The sequence below is a fragment of the Noviherbaspirillum sp. L7-7A genome (assembly GCF_019052805.1).
GTDB lineage: Bacteria > Pseudomonadota > Gammaproteobacteria > Burkholderiales > Burkholderiaceae_D > Noviherbaspirillum_A.
In genome coordinates this window covers 2663594-2688697 of the sequence record NZ_JAHQRJ010000001.1, presented here as the reverse complement: position 1 = coordinate 2688697, position 25104 = coordinate 2663594, and the positions used below count along the sequence as shown (strand labels likewise).

At 64.9% G+C, this 25104-nt stretch carries 27 protein-coding genes, 2 tRNA genes and 1 riboswitch; of the genes, 17 read left to right on the top strand and 12 right to left on the bottom strand.

The window, feature by feature from the left end:
- The first annotated feature begins 251 nt into the window (after positions 1-251).
- Positions 252-422, top strand: a complete 171-nt coding sequence (locus KTQ42_RS12255) for a hypothetical protein (RefSeq protein ID WP_217345747.1) — start codon at positions 252-254, stop codon at positions 420-422.
- A 14-nt stretch (positions 423-436) separates the two neighbouring features.
- On the opposite strand, the gene KTQ42_RS12250 is transcribed toward KTQ42_RS12255, so the two are convergent.
- The 11 genes from KTQ42_RS12250 to KTQ42_RS12200 all read right to left on the bottom strand — a co-directional run bounded on the left by KTQ42_RS12250 (position 437) and on the right by KTQ42_RS12200 (position 8326).
- On the bottom strand, positions 437-1537 hold the full coding sequence (locus KTQ42_RS12250) for a hypothetical protein (protein ID WP_217345746.1): 1101 nt from the start codon (positions 1535-1537) through the stop codon (positions 437-439).
- A 296-nt stretch (positions 1538-1833) separates the two neighbouring features.
- Positions 1834-1909 (bottom strand) — tRNA-Lys (locus KTQ42_RS12245).
- A gap of 119 nt (positions 1910-2028) precedes the next feature.
- Positions 2029-2104 (bottom strand) — tRNA-Lys (locus KTQ42_RS12240).
- A gap of 86 nt (positions 2105-2190) precedes the next feature.
- A complete protein-coding gene (gene ybgF / locus KTQ42_RS12235; protein ID WP_217345745.1) occupies positions 2191-2940 on the bottom strand; it encodes a tol-pal system protein YbgF in 750 nt (249 codons plus the stop codon).
- Positions 2941-2945: 5 nt separating this feature from the next.
- Entirely contained in the window at positions 2946-3476 is a 531-nt protein-coding gene (gene pal / locus KTQ42_RS12230) for a peptidoglycan-associated lipoprotein Pal (RefSeq protein WP_217345744.1), read from the bottom strand.
- A 28-nt stretch (positions 3477-3504) separates the two neighbouring features.
- Positions 3505-4782, bottom strand: coding sequence for a Tol-Pal system beta propeller repeat protein TolB (gene tolB / locus KTQ42_RS12225; RefSeq protein WP_217345743.1), 1278 nt, complete (start codon positions 4780-4782; stop codon positions 3505-3507).
- Positions 4783-4785: 3 nt separating this feature from the next.
- Complete coding sequence (tolA, locus tag KTQ42_RS12220; RefSeq protein WP_217345742.1) at positions 4786-5847, bottom strand: cell envelope integrity protein TolA; 1062 nt, start codon at positions 5845-5847, stop codon at positions 4786-4788.
- A 16-nt stretch (positions 5848-5863) separates the two neighbouring features.
- Positions 5864-6295, bottom strand: a complete 432-nt coding sequence (locus KTQ42_RS12215; protein WP_217345741.1) for an ExbD/TolR family protein — start codon at positions 6293-6295, stop codon at positions 5864-5866.
- On the bottom strand, positions 6295-6993 hold the full coding sequence (tolQ, locus tag KTQ42_RS12210) for a protein TolQ (protein ID WP_194711527.1): 699 nt from the start codon (positions 6991-6993) through the stop codon (positions 6295-6297). Before tolQ ends, KTQ42_RS12215 begins: the two co-directional genes overlap by 1 nt.
- 97 nt (positions 6994-7090) lie before the next feature.
- Positions 7091-7516, bottom strand: a complete 426-nt coding sequence (gene ybgC, locus KTQ42_RS12205; RefSeq protein WP_217345740.1) for a tol-pal system-associated acyl-CoA thioesterase — start codon at positions 7514-7516, stop codon at positions 7091-7093.
- A 60-nt stretch (positions 7517-7576) separates the two neighbouring features.
- Positions 7577-8326, bottom strand: coding sequence for an SDR family NAD(P)-dependent oxidoreductase (locus KTQ42_RS12200; protein WP_217345739.1), 750 nt, complete (start codon positions 8324-8326; stop codon positions 7577-7579).
- Positions 8327-8455: 129 nt separating this feature from the next.
- Positions 8456-8560, top strand: a riboswitch (ZMP/ZTP riboswitch).
- Positions 8561-8658: 98 nt separating this feature from the next.
- Here KTQ42_RS12200 and glyA point away from each other — a divergent pair.
- From glyA to KTQ42_RS12120, 15 genes are all read left to right on the top strand, one after another.
- A complete protein-coding gene (gene glyA / locus KTQ42_RS12190) occupies positions 8659-9906 on the top strand; it encodes a serine hydroxymethyltransferase (protein ID WP_217345737.1) in 1248 nt (415 codons plus the stop codon).
- Between the two features lie 108 nt (positions 9907-10014).
- Positions 10015-10485 carry a transcriptional regulator NrdR gene (gene nrdR / locus KTQ42_RS12185; RefSeq protein ID WP_194711531.1) on the top strand — a complete coding sequence of 157 codons (471 nt, stop codon included), beginning with the start codon at positions 10015-10017 and terminating at the stop codon, positions 10483-10485.
- Positions 10486-10693: 208 nt separating this feature from the next.
- Entirely contained in the window at positions 10694-11119 is a 426-nt protein-coding gene (locus KTQ42_RS12180) for a prepilin-type N-terminal cleavage/methylation domain-containing protein (RefSeq protein ID WP_217345736.1), read from the top strand.
- The gene (locus KTQ42_RS12175) at positions 11116-11985 is read left to right on the top strand and encodes a PilW family protein (RefSeq protein WP_217345735.1); all 870 of its coding nucleotides are present in this window, start codon (positions 11116-11118) and stop codon (positions 11983-11985) included. The genes KTQ42_RS12180 and KTQ42_RS12175 overlap by 4 nt, the downstream gene beginning before the upstream one ends.
- Complete coding sequence (locus KTQ42_RS12170; RefSeq protein ID WP_217345734.1) at positions 11982-12572, top strand: PilX N-terminal domain-containing pilus assembly protein; 591 nt, start codon at positions 11982-11984, stop codon at positions 12570-12572. The genes KTQ42_RS12175 and KTQ42_RS12170 overlap by 4 nt, the downstream gene beginning before the upstream one ends.
- Before the next feature lies 1 nt (position 12573).
- Complete coding sequence (locus tag KTQ42_RS12165; protein WP_217345733.1) at positions 12574-14361, top strand: PilC/PilY family type IV pilus protein; 1788 nt, start codon at positions 12574-12576, stop codon at positions 14359-14361.
- A 202-nt stretch (positions 14362-14563) separates the two neighbouring features.
- Positions 14564-15013 carry a type IV pilin protein gene (locus KTQ42_RS12160; protein WP_217345732.1) on the top strand — a complete coding sequence of 150 codons (450 nt, stop codon included), beginning with the start codon at positions 14564-14566 and terminating at the stop codon, positions 15011-15013.
- Positions 15010-15525 (top strand): GspH/FimT family pseudopilin, encoded by a 516-nt coding sequence (locus tag KTQ42_RS12155; protein WP_217345731.1) that lies wholly within the window; start codon positions 15010-15012, stop codon positions 15523-15525. The genes KTQ42_RS12160 and KTQ42_RS12155 overlap by 4 nt, the downstream gene beginning before the upstream one ends.
- A 34-nt stretch (positions 15526-15559) precedes the next feature.
- Entirely contained in the window at positions 15560-16651 is a 1092-nt protein-coding gene (gene ribD / locus KTQ42_RS12150; protein ID WP_349292143.1) for a bifunctional diaminohydroxyphosphoribosylaminopyrimidine deaminase/5-amino-6-(5-phosphoribosylamino)uracil reductase RibD, read from the top strand.
- Positions 16652-16664: 13 nt separating this feature from the next.
- Positions 16665-17285: a riboflavin synthase gene (locus KTQ42_RS12145; protein WP_217345730.1), complete on the top strand. Its 621-nt coding sequence runs from the start codon at positions 16665-16667 to the stop codon at positions 17283-17285.
- A gap of 161 nt (positions 17286-17446) precedes the next feature.
- The gene (gene epsC / locus KTQ42_RS12140) at positions 17447-18373 is read left to right on the top strand and encodes a serine O-acetyltransferase EpsC (RefSeq protein ID WP_217345729.1); all 927 of its coding nucleotides are present in this window, start codon (positions 17447-17449) and stop codon (positions 18371-18373) included.
- A gap of 70 nt (positions 18374-18443) precedes the next feature.
- Positions 18444-19559 carry a bifunctional 3,4-dihydroxy-2-butanone-4-phosphate synthase/GTP cyclohydrolase II gene (gene ribBA / locus KTQ42_RS12135; protein WP_217345728.1) on the top strand — a complete coding sequence of 372 codons (1116 nt, stop codon included), beginning with the start codon at positions 18444-18446 and terminating at the stop codon, positions 19557-19559.
- 83 nt (positions 19560-19642) lie between these two features.
- Positions 19643-20128, top strand: a complete 486-nt coding sequence (gene ribH, locus KTQ42_RS12130) for a 6,7-dimethyl-8-ribityllumazine synthase (protein ID WP_217345727.1) — start codon at positions 19643-19645, stop codon at positions 20126-20128.
- 75 nt (positions 20129-20203) lie between these two features.
- The gene (nusB, locus tag KTQ42_RS12125; protein ID WP_217345726.1) at positions 20204-20674 is read left to right on the top strand and encodes a transcription antitermination factor NusB; all 471 of its coding nucleotides are present in this window, start codon (positions 20204-20206) and stop codon (positions 20672-20674) included.
- Between the two features lie 103 nt (positions 20675-20777).
- Entirely contained in the window at positions 20778-21944 is a 1167-nt protein-coding gene (locus KTQ42_RS12120; protein ID WP_217345725.1) for a pyridoxal phosphate-dependent aminotransferase, read from the top strand.
- Positions 21945-22009: 65 nt separating this feature from the next.
- On the opposite strand, the gene KTQ42_RS12115 is transcribed toward KTQ42_RS12120, so the two are convergent.
- The gene (locus KTQ42_RS12115; protein WP_349292142.1) at positions 22010-22981 is read right to left on the bottom strand and encodes a transglycosylase SLT domain-containing protein; all 972 of its coding nucleotides are present in this window, start codon (positions 22979-22981) and stop codon (positions 22010-22012) included.
- A 585-nt stretch (positions 22982-23566) separates the two neighbouring features.
- Here KTQ42_RS12115 and ubiD point away from each other — a divergent pair.
- Entirely contained in the window at positions 23567-25051 is a 1485-nt protein-coding gene (ubiD, locus tag KTQ42_RS12110) for a 4-hydroxy-3-polyprenylbenzoate decarboxylase (protein WP_217345724.1), read from the top strand.
- Positions 25052-25104: the final 53 nt, after the last annotated feature.

Genomic DNA, 25104 nt, shown 5'->3' with positions numbered 1-25104 from the left:
GCAGAAGCATGGCGACTGCAACGCGCGGGAAAAGTGCGGTTTGATATCTCCCCAAGCTTGCCGCTGCTACCAAATCGCCTTCGGTTTTGGCGAAACGATAAGGCCGTCATCGCACGTTTCGCATCAAAGCCTTCTGCCATGCAGGCTGCAGGAAGCCGGGTAGCGGGACAAGCCTGAGCGCCCATAAGCGCACCATGCCGTGTTGACTCCCGCTACGTCGATGGCCTTGATTGTTTGCCGACCGCTCTGCCATGCCTGCACGCCTTCGCCGGATCCTTCCGATTACCTTGCTGCTGCTTGCCTGCGTCATTGCCAGCCATGGCCAGGCCGCCGAGCCGTCTGCCTGCGGGCCGGATATGGCCGGCTCTCCCTGCGGCGAGGCGCAGGTCGCCGGCGCCGGAGTGAAGTCCACGCCGGACTGAGGGACGAGCGCTTGCTACATCGCCGGCCGCGTGCAGGGCGGCGTTGTACGGCGCGTGTCGCCGTATGCCTGCGTGCTGCTGTTAATCGGCGTGAGCAGCACGGCACGGGTTTCGCGACTGCTGGTCATGCCAAAGCCGACGATTTGCCCGCGGTGGTTGATGGCGCTAGCCTGCACCAGCGTAAGGTCGCGCCCGCTCAAGTCGACCATGCCATTGAGGTCATATATGCAGCCATTGGCCCACAGGGTGGCGCGCCCGGCGCCGCTGAGCGGCGCGAGGCTATAGCCGACCACCTGGCCGGCGTTGTTGATGCCGTAGGCGCCGCTGGTATGGTCCGCCTGCAGCGCACCGAGGTTGGACGGGACGCCATTGCGCCACAGAGTCGCCCGGCTCAACAAGTCACCCTTCAGTTCACTGGTGCCTGCAATGAGGCCGGCGTCGTTGATGCCCTGCGCATTGCTGTTGGTGCCGCCCAGCGTGCCCAGGTCGATTGCGCCCTGGCCGCTCCACAGCGCCGCATGGCTGGCGCCATCGCCGCTGGTATGGCTGTAGCCCACTGCCCAGCCCTGGTTGTTGATGGCCTGCGCGGTGCTGTAGCTGCCGCCCAGCGTACCCAGGTCGATCTTCCTGCCATTGGTCCAGTAGGTTGCGTGCACACTGGCGTTGCCGGGCAGGTTGCTTGCGCCTACCACCTGGTTGTAGTCATTGATGGCATTGGCCGAACTGTAAGTGCCGCCCAGTGTGCCGAGGTCCATGACGCTATTGTTGCGCCATATTGTTGCGCGGCTTGCGCTGTCACCGCTGGTATAGGCATAGCCTGCCATGACCCCGGCTTCATTGATGCCGGCGACGCCGCTGTAGCTGCCGCCTAGCGTGCCAAGGTCGCGCACGCCGCCATTGCGCCAGACGACTGCATGGGACTGGCCCGTGCTGGTATAGCTGTAACCGGCGACGACGCCGGCTTCATTGAGCGACGTGGCTGCGCTGACCGGTCCGCCTGTCGTGCCGAGATCGGTGACGGTGTACGACGGCGCGGCGCTGGCTGCATGCGAGGCCAGGCCGAACAGGGCGGAGGCGGTAAGGGCGGACAGGGGGTGTTTCGAAATTCTACGCATGACTCCTCCAGAGGCAACTGATGAACAGAATGCTGTTTTCGTGCTGATGCAAGGATGACTATTTCAGGCGTAAGGCAAACAGCCATGACCTGCATCAGACATTGGAAGGAGGCGCACGCATTTGGTCGACTGATGCAACAGTCGCCATTTCGGGCTGCCGCAGCAGGCATGCCGGGGCGGCAGTGGAGGAAAGGCAAAGTGTTTGCGCGCTGCGCTGCGTTGCGGAAGAAGGATTTGCGCGAGCACAAAAAGAAAAAGGACTTCCGGAGAAGTCCTTTGAAAAACACCAAGGTGTTTGGTAGGCCGTGCGGGATTCGAACCTGCGACCAACGGATTAAAAGTCCGCTGCTCTACCAGCTGAGCTAACGACCCAAAAACTTTTTATTGCAACTTCAAACCTGCATGCAACGCTGCTGCATCCATGCTGAACCACCGCATGAAAAAAGGACTGCCTCGCGGTAGTCCTTGAATACAACATGTTGCGGTATTCGTGGTAGGCCGTGCGGGATTCGAACCTGCGACCAACGGATTAAAAGTCCGCTGCTCTACCAGCTGAGCTAACGACCCGAAAGACCGCCATTATAGGGAGCCCACCCTGGGCTGTCAAATCGTTGCACTGATTTAACAGCTGGCCGGTCAGACTCCCACAACATTTATTTCAATGCGACCAGACGCTGACGCGCGGTTTGCGCCGCGTTCGAGTCCGGGTACTGCGCAATCAGGGTTTCCAGCGTCTTCTTCGCGGCCGCCTTGTCCTTCAGCTCGGTATAGCAGCTGGCGATGTTGAGCATCGCGTCAGGCGCTTTCGGGTTGTCGGCATAACGGCTTACCACCACCTGCTGCGCCGCAATCGCGCCACGGTAGTCACGCTCGGCATACAGCGCATTGCCCAGCCAGTACTGGGCCGAAGCCGCATAACCGGACTGCGGATAGCTGCGCAGGAAGGAAGAGAAGGACTGGCCGGCGCCCTTGTAGTCGCCGCCCTTGAACTGGGCCAGCGCGGCGTCATAGGACTGCTGCTCGGACTGCTGCACATCGACCTCGCGGCCATCCACCGTCATGCGCTGCGGCTCGAGCTTGCGCAGCCGGCCATCGAGGTCGGCGTAGAAGTCCTTCTGCCGCCGCTGTTCGTTGGCCAGCTCGTTGTTGAGCACCTCGATCTGTCCGCGCAGCCGCGCGATTTCGCCGCGCAGCTGCTCGTTCTGGCTTGCCAGGTCAAGACTGGTGGTCTTGTCGGCCTTGCCATCGACGCGGGCATTGACCGCGTCGATGCGGGCGCGAATGTCGAGAATGGCGCGGCGTGCTTCATCGTCGTCAAACAGGCCGGCATGCGCCTGCAGCGGCGCGGCCAGCGCAGCCGCGGTAACAGCCAGCGCCAGTGCGGATCTGATCAGGGTGCGCATGGCGATCAGTAGGCGATGTCGGCGCGGCGGTTCTCAGCCCATGCGGCTTCGTCGCTGCCCAGGGCCTTCGGCTTTTCCTTGCCGAAGGAAACGGCTTCCATCTGGCTTTCCTGCACGCCCAGCAATGACAGTGCGCGACGCACGGCTTCGGCGCGCTTCTGGCCCAGCGCCAGGTTGTACTCGCGGCCACCGCGCTCGTCGGTGTTGCCCTGGATGACGATCTGGCGCGACTTGTTGGCGTTGAGGTAGCGGGCGTGGGCGTCCAGCACCGGCTTGAACTCGTCCTTGACGCTGTAGCTGTCGAGGTCGAAGTAGATGCTGCGCTTGGCCAGCACGCCTTGCGGGTCGTTCAGCGGGTCCATGCCGGAACGGGTGGCGTTGACGGTGCCGACGCTGCGCGGGTCGGCGCCCTGGCCGGTGGTGCTGCCGGTGCGGTCTTCAACGGCGGCCTTGTCGTCGAGCTTGACGGGCGACGAGCAGGCTGCGACCAGCATGGCGCTGGTCAGCATGAGGGCGAGGATTTTTGGGCTGCGCATGGGTAGTTCTCCTGTTTGAGTGATCGGATTAATTCATGAAGGGGCCCCAGTTGGGCTCCCGGATATCGCCTGCCTGGGTGGTGACGCGTTGCTTGATTCGGCCGTCGACCGAAACCACCGCCAGCGTGCCGCGACGTCCGCCCGATTCGGTGGCATACATGATGTACTTGCCGTTGGGCGAGAAGCTGGGCGATTCATCCTTGGTGGTGTCTGACAGGCGCAGTTCCTGGTTGTTGGACAGGTCCAGCACATAGAGCTGGAAGCGGCCGTCGCGGCGCGAGATATAGGCCAGCGACTTGCCGTCCGGCGAAATGCGCGGACTGATGTTGTAACTGCCGTTGAAGGTCACACGCTGCGCATTGCCGCCACTGGCGGGCATGCGGTAGATCTGCGGTCCGCCGCTGCGGTCGCTGGTGAAGTAGATCGACTTGCCGTCGGCCGAGAACTGCGGCTCGGTGTCGATGCCATCGGTATTGGTCAGGCGCTGCAGGTTGCTGCCGTCGGCGTTGACCGTATAGACCTGGGTGAGGCCATTGCGCGCCAGCGCGATCGCGATCCTGCTGCCGTCCGGCGACCAGGAAGGCGCCGAGTTGCTGCCCTTGAAGTTGGCCACCACGGTGCGCTGGCGGGTTACCAGGTTCTGCACATAGACCACCGGCTTCTTGTTCTCGAACGATACATAGGCAACCCGGGTGCCGTCGGGCGACCAGGCCGGCGAGATGATGGGCTCGTTCGAGCGCAGCGCCACGTTCACGCCTTCGCCGTCGGCGTCGGCCACTTCCAGCCGGTATTCATTGCCTACCTTGGTCACATAGGCGACCCGGGTGGCGAAGGCGCCGCGCACGCCGACCAGCTTTTCATAGATGTCGTCGGCGATCTTGTGGCCGGTCACGCGGGTGAACTGCGGCTGCGCGGCCAGGGCCAGCGCGGACAGCTGGCTGGACTTGAGGGTGTCGAGCAGGCGGTAGCGCACGTCGAAGCGGCCGTCGGCCAGGCGCTGCACGCTGCCCACCACCAGCGCCTCGGCGCCGCGCGACTTCCATTCGCCGTAGTTGATCTGGGCGGCGTCCGACATCACGCCGGCATCCATCACCTTGAACATGCCGCTGCGTTCGAGGTCGGCCTTGATGATGGCGCTGACCTGCTGCGGTGCGATGCCTTCGTCCGCAAAGCCGGCCACGGCGATCGGGATCTGCTGGGCGCCGACGCCGGCGATTTCCACCCGCAACTGGGCATGCACCTGGGTCATCGCGCCGGTGAGCAGGGCAGCCACAGCGACCGCGCGTACGAGTAATTTCTTGATCATGGCTTACTGGTCCTTCGGTTTGTGGGAGACGGTAAAGCCCGACGGCGCGCGTCCGGAACTGTCGGGCGGGAAGGGCTGCGACTTCTCGATGGCGCGCCTGACCGCATCGTCGAAGCCGGGCATGCCCGAACTCTTGAGCTTGCGGATGCTGCGCACCGAGCCGTCCGGCAGCAGGTCGACCGAATACTCGACAGCCGGGTTGTTGGCCAGTTCGTCCGGCACATTGAACACGGTGTTGGAGCGGATCTTGCCGCCCACCTTGGCCGCATAGCCGGCGTCGGCCCGCGACGCGCCCTGCGATTTGGCTGCCTGGCCGCTGCCGCCGGAGCCGGTTGCCTGCGCGGTCATGCGCGACAGGTCTTCCAGCCGGCGCTGCTCCGCCGCGGCCGCTTCCGCGGCGGCTTCGGCACGCTTCTTCTTCTCGGCGGCTTCAGCCAGCTTGCGTTTCTTCTCGGCCTCGGCCAGTTCGCGCTTCTTGTCTTCCTCGGCGGCGCGCTTCTTCTCGGCTTCGGCCTGCAGCTTGCGCTCGCGCTCGGCTTCGGCGCGGCGTTCCTTCTCCGCTTCCAGGCGTTTTTCCTTTTCGGCTTCGGCCTTGGCCAGTTCCTTCTTGCGGGCCTGTTCCTGTTCCTTTTCCTTCTTCAGCGCCAGCTTCTTCTGTTCCTCGCGTTCGCGTTCCTCGCGCTCCTCTTCCAGGCGGCGCTCTTTCTCCAGGCGCTTCTTCCTTTCCTGTTCCAGCGCGATGTCCGGATTGGGCACCGGTTTCTCCACGGGCTTTTCCACTGCCGGCGCCGGCGGCGGCTTGGGCGCCTCGACCACGCGCGGCGCCGGTTGCGGCGGCGGCGGTGGCGGCTGCTCGGGTTCGGGCGCCGGTTGCGGCTTGGGCGCTGCCTGTTGCGCCTGCGGGCTCCAGATTTCCGCCTCGACCGCCACCGGCGTCTCGTTTTGCCAGCGCACGCCTATCCACAACAGCGCGACCAGCGCCAGATGCACCAGCACAGCGAGCGCGAATGCGCGCCCGCCGCCGGGTTCCTTGGGGATGGAGTAGGGTGTTGCGTTGTCGTTCATGGACGTCTTGACAGTGCTAGCGGGTGGCCAGGCCGACGCGCTCGAAACCGATCTTCTTGGCCTCGGACACCATCTGGATCACTTCATCGTATTTGATGTTCTTGTCGGCGGCGATCATGATCGCCATCTGGTCGTTCTCGGCATGCATGGCCTTGAGGCGCTTTACCAGCTCGGCCCGGCTCGACACCGTCTGCTGCGGGCCCGCGCTCTTGCCGCCGGTAATGCCGATGCTGGCCGCTTCATCGGGCTTGAGCGAAATCTGGATGTACTCCGGCGGCGGCAGCGCCGACTTGCCGGCCGTGGGCAGGTTGATGACGCTCGGGTTCACCATGGGCGCCGCGGCCATGAAGATCACCAGCAGCACCAGCATCACGTCGATATACGGCACGACATTGATCTCGGACTTGAACTTGCGCGACCGGCCGCCGCGCATGCTTGAGTTGGCCATCAGCGCGCCTGCCTTTGCAGTATGTTGGAAAACTCTTCGATGAAGGTTTCGAAGCGGATCGCCAGCCGGTCGATGTCATGGGAATAGCGGTTGTAGGCCACCACTGCCGGAATCGCCGCGAACAGGCCGATGGCGGTGGCAATCAGCGCTTCGGCGATGCCCGGCGCCACGGTCGCCAGCGTGGCCTGCTGCACATTGCCCAGGCCGCGGAAGGCATTCATGATGCCCCATACCGTGCCGAACAGGCCGACGTAAGGCGAGACCGAGCCGACCGAGGCCAGGAAGGCCAGATGCGATTCCAGCGCATCCATCTCGCGCTGGTAGGCTGCGCGCATGGCGCGGCGGGCGCCTTCCAGCGGGCCTGCGCCCTGGGCATCGGCGCGCGAGCCGATCGCGCGCGCCTTGTTGAACTCGCTCATGCCGGATTCGAAGATGCGCTCCAGCGCGCCGCTGTCGTTCTTGTACTGCCGGCGCGACGAGGTGGCGTCCTGGTACAGCGCGTCCAGATTGCCGCCCGACCAGAACAGCCGCTCGAATTCATCGGTCTGGGCGCGGGCATTGCGGATGGCAAACATCTTGCGGAAGATGTAGGTCCAGCTCATCGCCGAGACGGCCAGCAGCAATGCCATCACAAGCTGCACCAGGATCGATGCGTTGGAAATCAGGTGGAGGAAAGACAGGTCTGCGGTGGGGGTCATGGAATCGGCTTGTCGGTAAAACGAATTCAGTCTGGTTAGGCGCGGCGGCGGTGTTCAGCACTGCACATGGCGTTGAAGGCGGCACTGGCGGAGTCGGTCATGCGGCGTCGCCCGTGATGCGGTCAAGTACCTGGGCCGGTATCGCGCCGGGGCGCAGGGTATTGGTGTCAACGCAGCCAACCTTGATCCGGCCGGTGCTGAGCAGTTGGGGCCCGGCTGGCGTGGCGCGCCAGGCTTCCTGGAAAAACTGCACCGACGCCCGGCCCAGCCGTTCCACCTTCACGCTGATCGTCAATTCATCGTCCAGCCGCGCCGGCGCATGGTAGTCCACTGCGGTGCTGCGCACAACAAACATCACGCCATGGGCCTGCGCCAGTTGTTGCTGTTCCACACCGGCCGCGCGCAGCCACTCGGTGCGCGCCCGCTCGAAGAACTTCAGGTAGTTGGCATAGAAAACGATGCCACCCGTGTCGGTATCCTCGTAATAGACGCGTATCGTCCAGGTGAACTGTGCTGCGGTCATCGAACGACTTTCGGAACTTTCCCTTGTGAAATGCGCCTATGTTGCGGCGCAAACATTCTACTACTGCTTGCGTTTGACGGTAAATGCCGAAAAGCCCTGGCAGGTGGGCATCATCTCGATGATGTTGATATTGACGTGCCCGGGCAATGTCGCGATCCAGTAGGCGGTTTCGGCGATGTCGGCGGCCGTCAGCGGCTCGGTGCCTTCATAGACCTTGGCAGCGGCGGCGTCGTCGCCGCGGAAGCGCACATTGGAAAACTCGGTGCCGCCGCACAGGCCGGGCGCGATGTTGGTGGCGCGCACGCCGGTGCCGACCAGGTCGGCGCGCAGGTTCAGGGTGAACTGGTCGACGAAGGCCTTGGTGGCGCCGTAGACGTTGCCGCCGGGGTAGGGATAGCCGCCGGCCACCGAGCCGATATTGATGATCAGGCCGCTGCCGCGCGCCACCATCTGCGGCAGCACGCGGCGCGTCATCGTCACCAGGCCCTTGCAGTTGGTGTCTATCATGGTTTCCCACTCGTCCAGCGACGCGTTCTGCGCCGGCTCCACGCCCAGCGCCAGGCCGGCGTTGTTGACCAGCACATCGATTTCCTTCCAGTCCGCCGGCAGCGCGGCCAGCGCGGCGTCGATCGAGTCCTTGCTGGTGACGTCCATTTCAACCGGCAGCAGCGCCGCGCCCAGCTCGCCGGCCAGCGCGTCCAGGCGTTCCCTGCGGCGGCCGGCCGCGATGACCTTGTGGCCATGTGCCACGAATTTGCGCGCCATTTCCGCGCCAAAGCCGGCGGTTGCGCCCGTAACCAGAACAATCATGGAAATCCCTAAACGGTGGATGGAAGAGACGAAAAGCGGAAATTGTAGCTGAAAGGATATGGGCACGCAGGTGCGGCGGCGCACCAATCTTGCTCAAAAACTGCCATTAATCTACAATGCGCAGACCATTTCGTCTCACGTGACTGGCGAAAAGCCGGAACTTGCTTTCCGGCGCAAGGTGGGCATCCACCGGGAAGCGTGAGATTTCAATAGCCGTGCGCCTGGGCAGCCAAGATGGTAAGTAGATTGAGGCTGCCGTCATCCCCCCTGCATTCCGGCCGGCCCTCATTCCCTCGCATCGTTGCTGTCCGTCCCATCGATTGGAGTACTCCATGTTTGCCAAAGACCACACCATTGCCAAAGTCGACCCTGAACTCTGGTCCGCCATCGAGCTTGAAAATACCCGCCAGCAGGAACACATCGAGCTGATCGCGTCCGAAAACTATACTTCGCCCGCAGTGATGCAAGCCCAGGGCAGCCAGCTCACCAACAAGTATGCGGAAGGCTATCCCGGCAAGCGCTACTACGGCGGCTGCGAGTACGTGGACGTGGCCGAGACCCTGGCCATCAACCGCCTGAAGGAGCTGTTCGGCGCCGAAGCCGCCAACGTCCAGCCCAATTCCGGTTCCCAGGCCAACCAGGGCGTGTTCTTCGCGATGTTGAAGCCGGGCGACACCATCATGGGCATGTCGCTGGCCGAAGGCGGCCACCTGACCCACGGCATGGCGCTGAACATGTCGGGCAAATGGTTCAATGTCGTGTCCTACGGCCTGAACGAGAAGGAAGAGATCGACTACGAGGCGATGGAGCGGCTGGCCCGCGAGCACAAGCCGAAGATGATCATCGCCGGCGCTTCGGCCTACGCGCTGCGCATCGATTTCGAGCGCTTCGCCAAGGTTGCCAGGGAAGTCGGCGCCTACTTCATGGTCGACATGGCCCACTATGCCGGCCTGATCGCCGCCGGCGTGTACCCGAACCCGGTGCCGCATGCCGACTTCGTGACCTCCACCACCCACAAATCGCTGCGCGGCCCGCGCGGCGGCGTGATCCTGATGAAGGCCGAGCACGAGAAAGCCATCAACTCGGCGATCTTCCCCGGCATCCAGGGCGGCCCGCTGATGCATGTGATCGCCGGCAAGGCAGTGGCGTTCAAGGAAGCGCTGAGCCCGGAATTCAAGGCTTACCAGCAGCAGGTGGTGAAGAATGCCGTGGCCCTGGCCAACACCCTGATCGAGCGCGGCCTGCGCATCGTCTCCGGGCGCACCGAGTCGCACGTGATGCTGGTCGACCTGCGCGCCAAGAAGATCACCGGCAAGGAAGCCGAAGCCATCCTCGGTTCGGCCCATATCACCTGCAACAAGAACGCGATCCCGAACGACCCGGAAAAGCCATTCGTCACCTCGGGCATCCGCCTGGGCAGCCCGGCGATGACCACCCGCGGTTTCGGCGAGGCCGAGGCAGTCAAGGTCGGCAACCTGATCGCCGACGTGCTCGACAATCCGCATGACGCCGCCACCATCGACCGCGTCAAGGCCGAGGTGAAGAAACTGACCGACGCCTTCCCGGTCTACGCGGCGTAATCGCCGGGCGCCATCGCGGCGCATCCCGCCTGCCGGTTGCACGAGCCGACAGGCGGCCCTTATACTCGTTGCCAATTCCCCAACGGCTGTCGCTTCCGGTGCCCGCTCATGAAATGTCCTTTCTGCCAGCACGAAGACACGCAAGTCCTTGATACCCGGGTGTCCGAGGAAGGCGACAGCATCCGCCGCAGGCGTCGCTGCAATTATTGCGAAAAGCGTTTCACCACCTATGAGCGGGTGGAACTGGCGATGCCGGTCATCGTCAAGAAAAACGGCAGCCGCACTGATTTCGAGCCAGCCAAGCTGCGCGCTTCCATGATGCTGGCCCTGCGCAAGCGGCCTGTGCCGGCTGACGCGGTGGATACGGCCATCCAGCACATCGAGGAAAAGCTGCGTTCCAGCGGCCAGCGTGAAATTCCGTCCGGCCAGGTCGGTGAACTCGTGATGGCCGAATTGCAGCGTTTGGACAAGATTGCCTACATACGCTTCGCTTCGGTGTACCGCAGTTTCCAGGACGTCGCCGAATTCCGCGATGTGATTGCGGAAATCGATCCCGACCGCAAGAAGCCCCAGAAGTAATCCGTAGTTTCAGAAATCAATTCTCGGAAGTCGCTGTTCATCCGTCTGTCTCGCTGCGCGTGCCCATCGGGTCGCAGTCTGGAACGGTGTTCGCCTGACCTGTTCGGCCTGTGCCGGCCGGTCGTAAGAACACTGCCCACCCCTTTCGTCTCGCATGTCCTGTCCCGCCGCGCCTGCGGCTGGCGGGCTATTGCCGGAGTTTGCGACCATGGGAAATACTGCGCGCGGCTTTACCCTGATCGAAGTGCTGATCGTGCTGTGCCTGCTGTCGCTGGCCGCATTGAGCCTGCTCGAATTGCAGTGGCGTTCGCTGCACGCTGCCCGGCAGTCGGCGCTGCATGGCGTGGCAATGCAGCTGGCGGTCGACATGGCCGAGCGCCTGCGCGCAGGCGCAGCGCCCGATGCGGCCGAACAGGCGGCCTGGCAGGCCCGGGTTGCCGCGGCGCTGCCCGCCGGCCGGGCCCTGATCTGCCAGGATGCCGCGCCCTGGGACGAAGCGGCCGGCGCCTATCGATGGGCATGCAGCGGCGAGGCATCCGGCCCGCAGGTGGTGAAGCTGGGCTGGGGCAGCGCGGCCGACGGCGCTGTACCGCATCCGGACGTGGTGATCGTCGTCGCGCCGGCGCAGCCATGAAGCCCGCGCCGCGCCGGCATGCGGCCGGTTTGTCCCTGCCCGAACTGATGGCGGCGCTGGCCATTGGCATGATGCTGGTGCTGGCCTCGATCTCCCTGCTATTGGCCGTGCGCAGCGCCTACCTGCTGCATGACGACCGGGCGCGAATGGAAGAGAGCGGTCGCTTCGCACTGGAACTGATCAGCCGCGCAGTGCGGCAGGCCGGCTACCGCGACTGGAGCGCGGCCGGCAGCGGTGCGGCGACGCTGCAGCCTGTCAGCGGGCTGGACGCAAGGTCGCTCAAGGATGCCGCCGATGGCATCGACGGGCCGTATGGCAGCGCGGTCAATGGCAGCGACGTGCTGGCATTGCGATTCGATGGCAGCGGGCAGGGCGACGGCGATGGCGCAATCCAGAACTGCGCCGGCGCGGCCGTTAGCGCCGATGGCGGGCAAGGCGGCTGGAGCATCTTCTATATCGCCAATGACGCCGGCGGCGAACCTGAGCTGCGCTGCAAATACCGCGGCCCGAACGGCTGGAAATCCGATGCGCTGGTGCGTGGCATCGAGGGCTTCCAGGTGCTGTACGGCATCCGGGCCCAGCCCGGCGTCACGCCGGGACGCTTTGTCAACGCCACCGGGGTGCAGGCGCAGGCCGGCGCCTGGCAGGCAGTTGGCGCGGTCAGGGTCGCGCTGCTGGCGCGCGGCACGCAGACCGACGCCGCCAATGCCGGCAGCTACGCGCTGTTTGGCCCGGCTTACGACGGCAGCGCCGATCCTGGCTCGGTGATCCAGGCATCCCAGCTTCCCACTGCCAGTCGCAGGCTGTCGCGCCGGATCTACGGCGCTACCGTCTACCTGCGCAATCCTGATCCGGTGGCGCCATGAGCCGTCCCGGCGGCAGTGCCTTGCTGCTGTGCCTGCTGGTCATGGCGGTGGCGCTGATGCTGGGCCTGTCAGGCGCACGCATTGCATTGCAGGAGGAGCGGGCGGCGCGCAACGACCGTGACCGCAAGACGGCTTTCCAGGCGGCCGAAGCCGCCTTGCTCGACGCCCAGCGCGACATTGAGCAACCGGCCGGCGCCAGCCCGCGTTCCGCGTTGCTGGCTTCCGTGTCGCCAGCGTTCCCGGCCGGCTGCGGCGCCGGCGTCGGCAATCCGCTGCTGGGCCTGTGCGCCGGGCAGGGCACTGCGCCAGCCTGGCTTGCCGTCGACTTCCTGGATGAGGGCGAGGCCAGCATGCGCAGCGTTCCCTATGGACGCTTCACCGGGCAGTCCATGCCGGTCGCTGGCGGCGGCTTCCCGGCGCGGCGGCCGCGCTACCTGATTGAAGCCTATCCCGACCGCCGCGCCGGCAGCAGCGCCGACCTCGCCGGCGCCGGCGCGCTTTACTGCATCAGCGCCGTTGGCTTTGGCGTACAGGAAGAGACCCGGGTGCTGTTGCAGGCCTGGTACCGCCGGGCGGGGGGAGGCTGAGATGCGATGCGCGCTGCTGCTTGTCGCATGGCTGCTGTCCGGACTGGCTGCTGCCATGCCGTCGCTCGACCTGGCCAATGCCGCGCAGCTGGCGCGGGCGGGCGCCTGCATTGCCAGCGCCATCGATCCGGCGGCAACAGCGCTGTACCAGTCCGCAGCCAGCGCCTCGGGCGTAGATGGCAACCTGAAGAAATACGCGCTGACACGTGATCAGGCCGGCCGCCCCGTCCCCGCTGGCGCGCCTGCCTGGGATGCCGCTGTTCTGCTGGAAAGCCATGATCCGGCGCTGCGCGCGCTCTATACCGGCCAGCGTGAGGGCGAACGCTGGCGCACCGTCCCCCTGGACTGGACCGCGTTGGATCGGGCCGGCCAGTCGCTGCTGTCGACCGGCGCCGGCGGCGTGGCCGACGGCGAAGGCGCCAGCCGGTTGGCCTATCTGCGCGGCGCGCGGGCAATGGAAACCGGCTTCCGGCAAGGCCGGTTCCGGCACCGCGCCAGCCTGCTGGGCGCAAGCGTGGTCGGCGCGCCCCTGTTCGTGGGTCCGCCGGCGCCGGCAGGGGCTGATCCGCGCTATCAGGCATTCCAGTCAACGCATGCCAATCGGCCAGCCGCGGTCTATCTGCAGGCCAATGACAGCATGGTGCACGGCTTCGACGCAGCCAGCGGCGGCGAACTGTTTGCCTATCTGCCGCTGGCGCTGCGGCCGCGATGGCCACGGCTGCCCACGGCAGCTTATGCCGCCAGCCCGTATGCCGAAGGCGGCCTGGCCGCCGGCAATGCGCTGGTGCGCGGCGCCTGGAAAACCGTGCTGGCCGGCGCGCTCGGCAGTGGCGCCCAGGGCGTGTTCGCGCTCGATATCAGCAATCCGGCGCGCTTTGCCAGCGGCGACGGCGTGCTGTTCGAGTTCACCGACGGCGACGATCCCGACATGGGCAATCTCTTTCATCCGCCTGCACTGGCGCGCTTTCGTACCGGTGCCGGGCAGTATGGTGATTTCATCGTGGTTGCTTCGGGCTACAACAGTCACCATGCCGACGGCGAGGGGCGCTCGAATCCGGCCGGGCCGGGCGCGCTGTTCCTGCTCTCGCTCGACAAGGACCCGGCCGCGCCATGGCAGCAGAACCGCAATTACTTCAAGTTCCTGCTGCCCGCCGGCAGCGCCGCGCTGCCCAATGGCCTGGGGCAGCCGGCGCTGATCGCGCACACCGATGGCAGCGTGCGGCTGGCCTATGCCGGCGATCTGCAGGGCCGGCTTTGGCGGCTCGATTTCAGCGCCGGCCAGCCGCCCTGGCCGCAGGCCACCGGTTCCGGCCAGCCGCTGTTTGTCGCCGCCGATGCAAGCGGCCGACGTCAGCCCATCACCAGTGCGCCGCGCGCGCTTTACCGTCCGGATGGCGGCCTTCTGCTGCTGTTTGGCACCGGCCGGCTGCTGGAAGGAGGCGATGCGCAGGACAAGTCGGTCCAGTCGCTGTATGCCGTTGCGGACGGGCAGGCCGCCGCCACGCTGGCGCGCGCTGACCTCGCTGTACGCAAGCTGGTCGCGGACAAGGCGGGCGCTTACCGGCTCGATGGCGGGACTAATTCATCCGCCGGCTGGGTGCTCGATTTCCCGGTGCCCGGCGAGCGCCTGCTGGCCAGTCCGCTGGTCGAGGATGGCATTGCAAGCATCGTCACCATGCTGCCTGGCGCCGCCTCCTGCGCCGCCAACGGCAGCCTGTATCTGCTGAATGCGCAGAACGGACTGTCGCCGCTTGGTGTCACGGCGCCGTGGCTGGCAGTGCCGATGTAGCCTGCACGGACGCTCAACGTCATTGCGGAGCGCCAGCCGGCACAGCCATGGCCGGCTGGCGGCGCCGGCGCGGGAATTGTCGGAACACGCCACACCGTCCTGGGAGGCAGTGCCGGCGGGCAGCCAGTGGCCTCCATGGTGCGCAGGTCGCGCGCCGGCCGCCTGGGATGGCGCGAAGTCGTAGACTGGGAGGCCATGCGCAATGCGGCATCGCAACGATAAGGCTGGCGGCCATACACTGCCGGAATTGCTGATGGCGCTGGCGCTCTGCGCGGCGCTGGCGGCTGTTGGCGCGGCAAGCTGGCAGAGCCTGGCGCGCAGCCAGCGCCGGGCCGAGGCCAGGTCGGCATTGCTGATGCTGATGCAGCAGCAGGAGCGCCATTTTTCACGACACGGTCGCTATCATGCCTTCGACGCCGCGGCGCCAGGTCCCTTCAAATGGCATTCCGGCGCCAGCCCGGCCGACAGCGCCTATCTTCTCAGCGCCACCGCCTGCGACGGCGAAAGCCTGGCGCGCTGCGTCAGCGTCGTCGCCCATCCCGGCGGCCCTGGCGCGCGGGCCAACCATGCCGACCCCGACTGCGGCGTGTTGCGGCTGGACAGCCGCGGCCAGCGGCGGGCCGACGGCAAACTTGCCGCCTGCTGGCCATGAACCGGCGCGCTGGCCATACGCTGCTGGAAATGCTGTCTGTGCTGGCGGTCGCCGCCCTGTTGATGGGCATGGCGGCGCCATCGCTGCAGGCGCTGCTGCAGCGGCAAAGGCTCACCACCACCGCCAACGACTTCTTCGCCGCCGTAACCCTTACCCGCTCCGAAGCCCTGCGCCGCGGCACGCCGGTGGTGCTGCTGGCAAGCGGCGCCGGCTGGGACAGCGGCTGGATGGTGCTGGTCGACCGCAATGGCAACCTGCGGCCGGATGCCGGCGAGGACATCGTGGCCAGCCATGGGCCGCCGCCTGCCGGCATTGCCATCACCGGCAATTTCAACGACAACCGCGTGCCGCATATTGCCTATGGCGCCAATGGCCGCAGCCGCACCGGCAGCGGCAGCGCGCAGGCGGGTTCATGGGAATTCAGGGCCGGCGACCTCAGGCGCAAGGTCATCGTCAACCTGCTCGGCCGGCCGCGCGCCTGCAACCCGGAACGCGACAAGTCGGCTTGCTAGAATAGCCGCCTCTCCCCCTGCAAAACACACCGTCGTGCATATCAATTCCGACCTGCAAGCCATGCAGCTGGCCCTGGACTGGGCCGAAAAAGGCATGTTCATCACCGCCCCGAATCCGCGCGTGGGCTGTGTCATCGTGCGCGACGGCATGCTGCTTGGCGCCGGCCATACCCAGGCCGCCGGCCAGGCCCATGCCGAAGTCCAGGCGCTGCGCGACGCCGCCGCCAGAGGCCACGATGTGCGCGGCGCCACCGCCTACGTGACGCTGGAGCCGTGCAGCCACCATGGCCGCACGCCGCCCTGCGCCGACGCGCTGGTGGCGGCCGGCCTGGCACGCGTGGTGGCGGCAATGCAGGACCCCAATCCCCTGGTGGCGGGGCAGGGCATGGCAAAGCTTCGCGCCGCCGGCATCGCCACCGAAAGCGGCCTGCTGGCGCAGCAGGCGCGGGAGCTGAACATCGGTTTCTTTTCGCGGATGGAGCGCGGCAGTCCCTGGGTGCGGATGAAGGCGGCGGCCAGCCTGGACGGCCGCACCGCGCTGCATAACGGCGTGAGCCAGTGGATCACCTCGCAAGAGGCGCGCGACGATGGCCACTGGTGGCGGGCGCGCGCCTGCGCCGTGCTCACCGGCATCGGCACCGTGCTCGAGGACGACCCGCAGATGACGGTGCGCGCGATCGACACGCCACGCCAGCCGCAGCGCATCGTGATCGACAGCCGCCTGCAGATCAGCCCCGACGCCCGCATCCTGGAAGGCGGCGGCACCTGGATCGTGGCCGCGCAGCCGGATGCCGACAAAGAGGCCCGGCTGCGCGAGCGCGGCGCCGACGTGCTGCTGCTGCCGAATGCGCACGGCAAGGTCGACCTGCCGGAACTGATGAAGGAACTCGGCCGGCGCCAGCTCAACGAGCTGCATGTCGAGGCCGGCTTCAAGCTCAACGGCTCGCTGCTGCGCGAAGGCTGTGTCGACGAACTGCTGCTGTACCTGGCGCCGACGCTGCTGGGCGATGCGCAGGGCATGTTCGACCTGCCGGCGCTGCAGGAACTGGGCGGCCAGCCGCGCCTGGCTTTTCATGAAGTCAAGCAACTCGGTCCGGATTTGCGTATCCTTGCCCGTTTCCCCTGACCTGAATCTGCTTATGTTTACCGGAATCGTCGCTGCCGTCGGCAGCATACAGACCCTGACGCCCCTGGGCAGCGCCGCCGATGCCGGCGTGCGCCTGACGATAGCCGCCGGCGGCCTGCCGCTGGCCGATGTCGCCATCGGCGACTCGATCGCCATCAACGGCGCCTGCATGACCGTGGTCGCCAAGACCGACAGCCAGTTCGACGTCGATGTCTCGCGCGAGAGCCTGAACCGCACCGCCGGGCTGGACCAGCCGGGCGAAGTCAACCTGGAAAAGGCGCTGACCCTGGCCGACCGCCTGGGCGGCCACCTGGTGTCGGGCCATGTCGACGGCCTGGGCACGGTGCGCCGTTTCGAGCCGGTGGGCGAGTCCTGGGAACTGGTGGTGCAAGCGCCGCGCGAACTGGGCAAATACCTGGCCTACAAGGGCTCGATCGTGGTCAACGGCGTGTCGCTGACCGTGAACCGGGTGGAAGATACCGCCGCCGGCAGCGAGTTCTCGATCAACCTGATTCCGCACACGATACAGGTCACCACCCTGAAGCACCTGCAGGCCGGCAGCAGGGTGAACCTGGAGATCGACCTGATTGCGCGTTATGTCGAGCGGATGCTGAGCGCCAAGGGCGCGGCCTGAACTGAGTCCGGGCCGGCGCCCCGTCATTACTTGCGGCCTCGGCCCAGCCTTGCTGCCCCGGCGCTTCCTGTGCGTTTTGCAATGCGCTTCTATAATCCGGAAACATTGCAATCCAAGGCCGTCGATATGCATCGACTAGCCCCAGACCAACAGGACACACTATGGCTGACACCCTTCCCGGCGCCTCCGCCCCGGCACACTGGAACCTCGACACCGTGGTTGCGCAACTGCGCGATTCGCGTGAAGTCACGCACAAGATCCGGTACCAGGGCAATATCCGCGAACTGCCTTCCAAGACGGCGCTGGTGGGCATACTGCAGGGGCTGTGCGCTGCGCTGTTTCCAACGCATTACGGCCGTGCGGGGCTGACTGACGAAAGCATCGACTACTTCGTCGGCGATACCCTGAACACCACGCTGTCGCTGCTGTCGGAGCAGGTCCGCCGCGGGCTGGTGTTCAGCACCGATGCCGGCAAGCTCACCGGCGCCCAGCTCACCGAGCGGGCGCAGCAGATCACCCGGGAATTCGCCAGCCAGTTGCCGGCGATCCGGGCGCTGCTGGTCAGCGACCTGCAGGCCGCCTATCAGGGCGACCCGGCGGCCACCAGCATTTCCGAAATTTTGCTTTGCTATCCCGGTACCGTGGCTGTCATCTACTACCGCCTCGCGCATGCGCTGTACCGGCTCGACGCCAAACTGGTGGCGCGCCTCATTTCCGATATCGCCCATTCCGACACCGGCATCGACATCCATCCGGCGGCGCAGATCGGCGGCAGCTTCTTCATCGACCACGGCACTGGCGTAGTCATCGGTGAAACCGCGGTGATCGGCCAGCATGTGCGGCTGTACCAGGCCGTCACCCTGGGCGCGCGCCGTTTCCCGGCCGACGCCACCGGCGCGCTGATCAAGGGCAATGCCCGTCACCCGATCGTCGAGGACGATGTGGTGATCTATGCCGGCGCCACCATACTCGGCCGCATCACCATCGGCCGCGGCTCCACCATCGGCGGCAATGTCTGGCTGACGCATGACGTGGCGCCCGGCAGCAATGTGTCGCAGGCCGACGCGCGCAGCAATTGCCCGGAATGATACGGAGGCAATAAGCGCCGGGCCGCAAGGCAAATCCATTAAAATAGCGGTCTGTCCCTGGAACTGTCTTATGTCTCTTTCAACTACGCAAGAAATCGTTGCCGAGCTGCGCGCCGGCCGCATGGTCATCCTGGTCGACGAGGAAGACCGCGAAAACGAGGGCGACCTGGTGCTCGCCGCCGAGTTCGTCACTCCCGAAGCCATCAATTTCATGGCCAAGTACGGCCGCGGCCTGATCTGCCTGACGCTGACCGAGGAGCGCTGCGAACAGCTCAACCTGGCGATGATGACTTCCCGTAACGGCACGTCCTACGGCACCAACTTCACCGTATCGATCGAGGCCGCCGAAGGCGTCACCACGGGCATTTCCGCCGCCGACCGCGCCACCACCATCAAGACCGCGGTGGCGCGCCATGCGAAACCGTCGGACATCGTCCAGCCCGGCCATATCTTCCCCCTGAAGGCGGTCAAGGGCGGCGTGCTGATGCGCGCAGGCCATACCGAAGCCGGCTGCGACTTCGCCGAACTGGCCGGCCTGACGCCGGCCGCGGTGATCTGCGAGATCATGAAGGACGACGGCAGCATGGCGCGCCTGCCCGACCTGATCGAATTCGGCCGCGAGCATAACCTGAAGATCGGCACCATCGCCGACCTGATCCATTACCGCAGCCAGCACGAGAGCATCGTCGAACGGGTGGCGGAGCGCACCATGCAGACCGTGCACGGCACCTTCCGCGCCATCGCCTATCGCGACAAGCCCAGCCGCGGCGCGCACCTGGCGCTGGTGCATGGCGAGCTGTCGCCGCAACAGGAAAGCCTGGTGCGGGTGCACCAGCCGGTCTCCATCCTCGATCTGCTGGAAAGCCAGGCGACCACCCATTCCTGGACCATGGCCTCGGCGCTGGAAGCCATCAAGGCCGCCGAGCGCGGCGTGGTGGTGCTGCTCAATTGCGAGGAATCGGCCGACCAGATGTTTGCCCAGTTCGAGGCGCTGGCCGCGCCGCAGCAGGAGCGCTCGCCGTCGCGCAGCGCGCGCATGGACTTGCGCACCTACGGCATCGGCGCCCAGATCCTGAAAGACCTGGGCGTGGGCAAGATGACGCTGCTGGCGAGTCCGCGGAAAATGCCGTCCATGACAGGCTTCGACTTGGAAGTGATGGGCTTTCGGGCCTGCCCGGAAAATTAAACAGACTACTTGGGAGACGGCGAGCCTGCAGGCTGCCGTCTCCGCTGATCAACGAATGACGCTTAGGCGCACGAAGGAAGAAAATGACAGTTGGCATCTATGAAAGCAACCTGGACGGCCAGGGCCTGCGTATCGGTATTGTCCAGGCCCGTTTCAACGAGGATGTCTGCCATGGCCTGCTCTCCGCCTGCCTGGCCGAACTCAAGCGCCTGGGCGTGGCTGATGAAGACGTGCTGCATGTCACCGTTCCCGGCGCGCTGGAAATCCCGCTGGCGCTGCAGAAAATGGCGGAAACCCACCAGTTCGACGCGCTGGTCGCGCTCGGCGCGGTGATCCGCGGCGAGACCTATCACTTCGAACTGGTATCCAACGAGTCCGGCGCCGGCATCACCCGCGTCGGCCTCGACTACGGCATTCCGATCGCCAATGCCGTGCTGACTACCGAGAACGACGAGCAGGCGGAAGTGCGCATGGCCGAGAAGGGCGCGGATGCCGGCCGCGTCGCGGTCGAGATGGCCAATCTGGCGATGGCGCTGGAAGAACTGGCCGAAGTCAGCGAAGAAGAGTGATCCGCAAGGGCGCTTTTCCTTACTCAATCTGAATCAATCTGAATGTATGTCCGCCAGGCGCGGACCAAGGCCGTTATGAACCAGAAATCCCAGCATGCCAATCCCAGCAAGAACCGCACCCCGCGCCACCGCGCGCGCGAGTTCGCGCTCCAGGGCCTCTACCAGTGGCTGCTCAACAATGAAGACTCTGGCGTGATCGATGCCCATATCCGCCAGGCGCACGGCTTCGACAAGGCCGATGCCGCCCATTTCGACACCGTGCTGCATGGCGCCATCCGCGATGTCGTCAAGCTGCGCGCGCAGATCGCGCCGCTGATCGACAGGCCGCTGGACCAGCTGTCGCCGATCGAGCATGCGGCATTGCTGATCGGCGCCTATGAGTTGGAACACCACCTGGAAATTCCCTACAAGGTGGTGATCAACGAGGCGGTGGAGCTGACCAAGTCCTTTGGCGGCATCGACGGCCACAAGTACGTCAACGGCGTGCTCGACAAGCTGGCCGCCAGGGTGCGCACGGTGGAAACCGGCGCCGCCCGCGGCGCCTGAGCGGCGTTCGGCAAGCGCGCAGCAAGCATCACATTTCCGGCCGGAGCCTGCTCCGGCCGCATCATTTTCCTGTTCCAACCCCGACCGCCAAGGATTGCTGTTCATGGATCTGAACCATCTCGCCTCCCGCCTCGACCATATCGCACCGTTTCATGTCATGGAGCTGGCCAAGATGGCGACCCGGCTGGAGCGGGAAGGGCGCAGCATCATCCACATGGGCATCGGAGAGCCGGACTTCACAGCGCCGCCACCGGTAGTGGCCGCGGCCACCCGGGCAATGGCCGACGGGCAGCTGCAATACACTGCCGCAACCGGCTTGCCGGCGCTGCGCGATGCTATTTCCGATCATTACCGCCAGGTGTACGGCCTGGACATCGCGCCCGGCCGCATCATCATCACCGCCGGCGCCTCGGCGGCGCTGCTCTTGGCCTGCGCCGCGCTGGTGGAGCCGGGCAGCGAAGTGCTGATGCCCGATCCTTCCTATCCCTGCAACCGGCATTTCGTCGCTGCTTTCGAAGGCCGGGCGCGCATGGTGCCCAGCGGTCCGGAACAGCGTTTTCAGCTGTCCGAGGCGATGGTGCGGGAACATTGGAGCGATGCCACCCGCGGCGTGCTGCTGGCTTCGCCATCCAATCCGACCGGCACGTCGATCGCGCATGATGAACTGCGCCGCATCGCCGGCGTGGTGCGGGAAAAGGGCGGCTTCACCATCGTCGACGAGATATACCAGGGCCTGACCTATGACGAGGCGCCGTTCTCGGCGTTGTCGCTGGGCGAGGACATCATCGTCATCAACAGCTTTTCCAAGTATTTCAATATGACGGGATGGCGCCTGGGCTGGCTGGTGGTGCCGGAAAACATGGTGCGGGCCATCGAGAAACTGGCGCAGAACCTGTTCATCTGCGCGTCCAGCATTGCCCAGCATGCGGGCGTGGCCTGCTTCACGCCGGAAGCCATTGCCATCTATGAGGAGCGCAAGGCCGAGTTCAGGCGCCGGCGCGACTATATCGTGCCGGCCTTGCGGGAACTGGGATTGAAGGTGCCGGTGACGCCCGACGGCGCGTTCTATGTCTATGCCGATTGCAGCGCGTTGTCGGACGACGCCGACCGGCTGACGCTGCAGATGCTCAACGAGGCGGGTGTAGTAATGGTGCCGGGCCTGGATTTCGGGCCGTACACCGCACACCAGTACATACGGGTTTCCTATGCAACATCGATGGAAAACCTGCAGGAAGCGGTAAGCCGGCTGCGCGGCTTTTTCAGGGTATAAAAAACCGCCGGGCTGCCGGCGGCTTTCAGGTTGTGAGGCTATCGGCTTGCCAGGGTATCAGACGATCAGAGGGCGGCGACGATGCCGTCCTGGTCCTGCGTCTTTTCATGCCGCGACGGCGTTTCGGCCTGGGTCAGCGCATCCACCTTGTCATCGGCCGGCGGTGTTGCCGGCTTGGGCGGCGTCTTCGCTGCCACGGTTGCCGTGGTCGCCGTGGTCCAGGGAACGGACTTGCCGCTGGCCACTTCCTTGAGACGCTTGTATTCGGCCAGCACCTTGTAGCCATAGCCGGCATCATTTTCGAATGCGGCTGCGCCCACGTACATCTTCAGCCCCGACTCCACCGAGCCGCCACGGCTGACGTATTCCTTCAGGATGGTGGCGCCGACCTTGATGTTGGCCACCGGGTTCAGCGCCGCCTTGACGCCGCCAAGCGGCTGGAACTTGTCATGGTGCACCTTGGACATCACCTGCATCAGCCCCTGCGCGCCCACCGGGCTTTCGGCAAAGGGATTGAAGCCGGACTCGATGGCCATCACCGCCAGCACCAGCAGCGGGTCGATCTTGACTTCCCTGGCCGTGCGGTAGGTTGCGCCGACCAGCATGTTGGCGGCATCTCCCGCCACGCGGTAACGCTTGGCCAGCCAGTTGGTGACCCACTTCTGTTCCTTGGTTGCAACTTCCTTGCCTTCGCTTGCCGGGATGCTGGCGGCATGCTCGACGGCATTGACTTGCTCCGGTGCCGCTGCGGCTGCGCTTGCGGCCGCTGGTGCGATAGCCACCGGCGTTGCCGACAAGGTTGCCTGAATAGTTTGCGCAGGCGCTGCTGCGGCTTGTGCGGCCGGCATGGCTGCAGCCGGTGCCGCCACCAGCACATCCGGGCTGGCGACTGGCGAGGCCGCTGCCTGCTGCATGCTGGACGCGGCAAACGGCGACATCGCCTTGATATGGTCGGTCAGTTCGGGTTTGACGAACATGACACCGATTGCACCGATCGCGCCCACACCTGCCACCAGTACGGTGCGATGTGCTGCCACGCGAACACGTTGCATTGTGCCGGGGGCAGTCAGCAATTCCCGCAATCGGGTCCGGGCGTTCGCCCCGGGCGCTTTCTCCTCTGGCTGCGCTGGCCCTATTGAACTCGTCAACATTTGTACTCCTCTATCAGCGCGGCAAAGCACATCCCTGCGGGTGACGCACACAGGTAATCCGTTTGCTTGGCTTGCCGCGTATCAGAACGATCGCCTGCCGTCGCTGGGAGCGCACGGGCAAGCGGCGGAGTCATCTTTCACAGACCGCGGCCAGGCCGTGGCGGGTCGGTGTCCGATAACGTTGTCGGGGGATAAGGCTGACGCCTTGCGAAAACACTCCTTAAAATGTCGTTGGGGCCCCGAACCCCGTAAGCTGAATGCAACCGAAAGATAGTGTTTCTTTGTTAACAATTTCGACTGCGTTGGCCGCATTGTATAAACCCGAATATATCGAGTCAATAATATAAATACTTATTTCTATAACTTATGGATATATAGATTGACTGCGTGTTTCCGTAAACATGAATAAAATCAGTCACTTAAAATCATGTTATCCATGCAAAAACCCACCTTTGAAAAATATCAATAAACATGAAATATGCTGATTTGCGCGACTTTATTGCCCAATTGCATGCAATTGGCGAACTTCGCCATGTAACGACCCCGGTTTCTCCACACCTGGAGATGACGGAAATCTGCGATCGGGTACTGCGCGCGGGTGGCCCGGCTTTACTTTTTGACCATCCGACCGGCCATGACGTTCCGGTTCTCGGTAATTTGTTCGGCACGCCCCGCCGGGTGGCGCTGGGCATGGGCGCTGACAATGTCGGCGAACTGCGCAAGATCGGCCATGTGCTGGCCACCCTGAAGGAGCCCGAGCCGCCCAAGGGCCTGCGCGACATGATGGGCCTGGGCTCGCTGGTAAAGGCGGTATGGGACATGGCGCCCAGGGAAGTACGCGGCGCCCGCTGTCAGGAAATAGTATGGGAAGGCAATGACGTCGATCTTGGCCGTCTGCCAATCCAGCATTGCTGGCCGGGCGATGTGGCGCCGCTGATCACCTGGGGCCTGGTAATCACGAAGGGGCCGAACAAGAAGCGGCAGAATCTCGGCATCTACCGCCAGCAGGTGCTGGGCCGCAACAAGGTCATCATGCGCTGGCTGGCCCATCGCGGCGGCGCCCTGGATTTTCGCGAGCATGGCATCGTCAACCGCGGCAAGCCGTATCCGGTGGCGGTGGCGCTGGGCGCTGATCCTGCCACGATTCTGGGCGCGGTGACGCCGGTACCGGACAGCCTGTCCGAATACCAGTTCGCCGGCTTGCTGCGTGGCAGCCGCACCGAGCTGACCAAGGCCATCGGCAGCGAGCTGCGGGTGCCGGCTTCGGCGGAGATCGTTCTGGAAGGGCATATCTATCCCGACGAGAGCCATCCCAGCGGCTATGAGCATGCGCTGGAAGGTCCGTATGGCGACCACACCGGCTATTACAACGAGCAGGACATGTTCCCGGTATTCACCATCGACCGCATCACGATGCGGCGCGACCCGATCTATCACTCCACCTACACCGGCAAGCCGCCGGACGAGCCGGCGATCCTGGGCGTGGCGCTGAACGAGGTGTTCATTCCGCTGCTGCAGAAGCAGTTCTCCGAAATCACCGACTTCTACCTGCCGCCGGAAGGCTGCAGCTACCGGATGGCGGTGGTGCAGATGAAGAAGGCCTATGCCGGGCATGCGAAGCGGGTGATGTTTGGCGTCTGGAGCTTTCTGCGCCAGTTCATGTATACCAAGTTCATCGTGGTGGTCGACGAGGACGTGAACATTCGCGACTGGAAGGAAGTGATCTGGGCCATCACTACCCGCGTCGACCCGACGCGCGACACCACGCTGGTGGACAACACGCCGATCGATTACCTGGACTTCGCCTCGCCGGTCAGCGGCCTGGGCAGCAAGATGGGTATCGACGCCACCAATAAATGGCCGGGAGAGACCAGCCGTGAATGGGGCGTGCCGATCGAAATGAGCGAGGAAGTCAAGCGCCGGGTCGATGCGCTCTGGCAGCAACTGGGGATTTGAACGGCAGGGAAAGCAAAAATCAGTTCGCTGGGTGGCTGGCGTGTGCGCCTGAG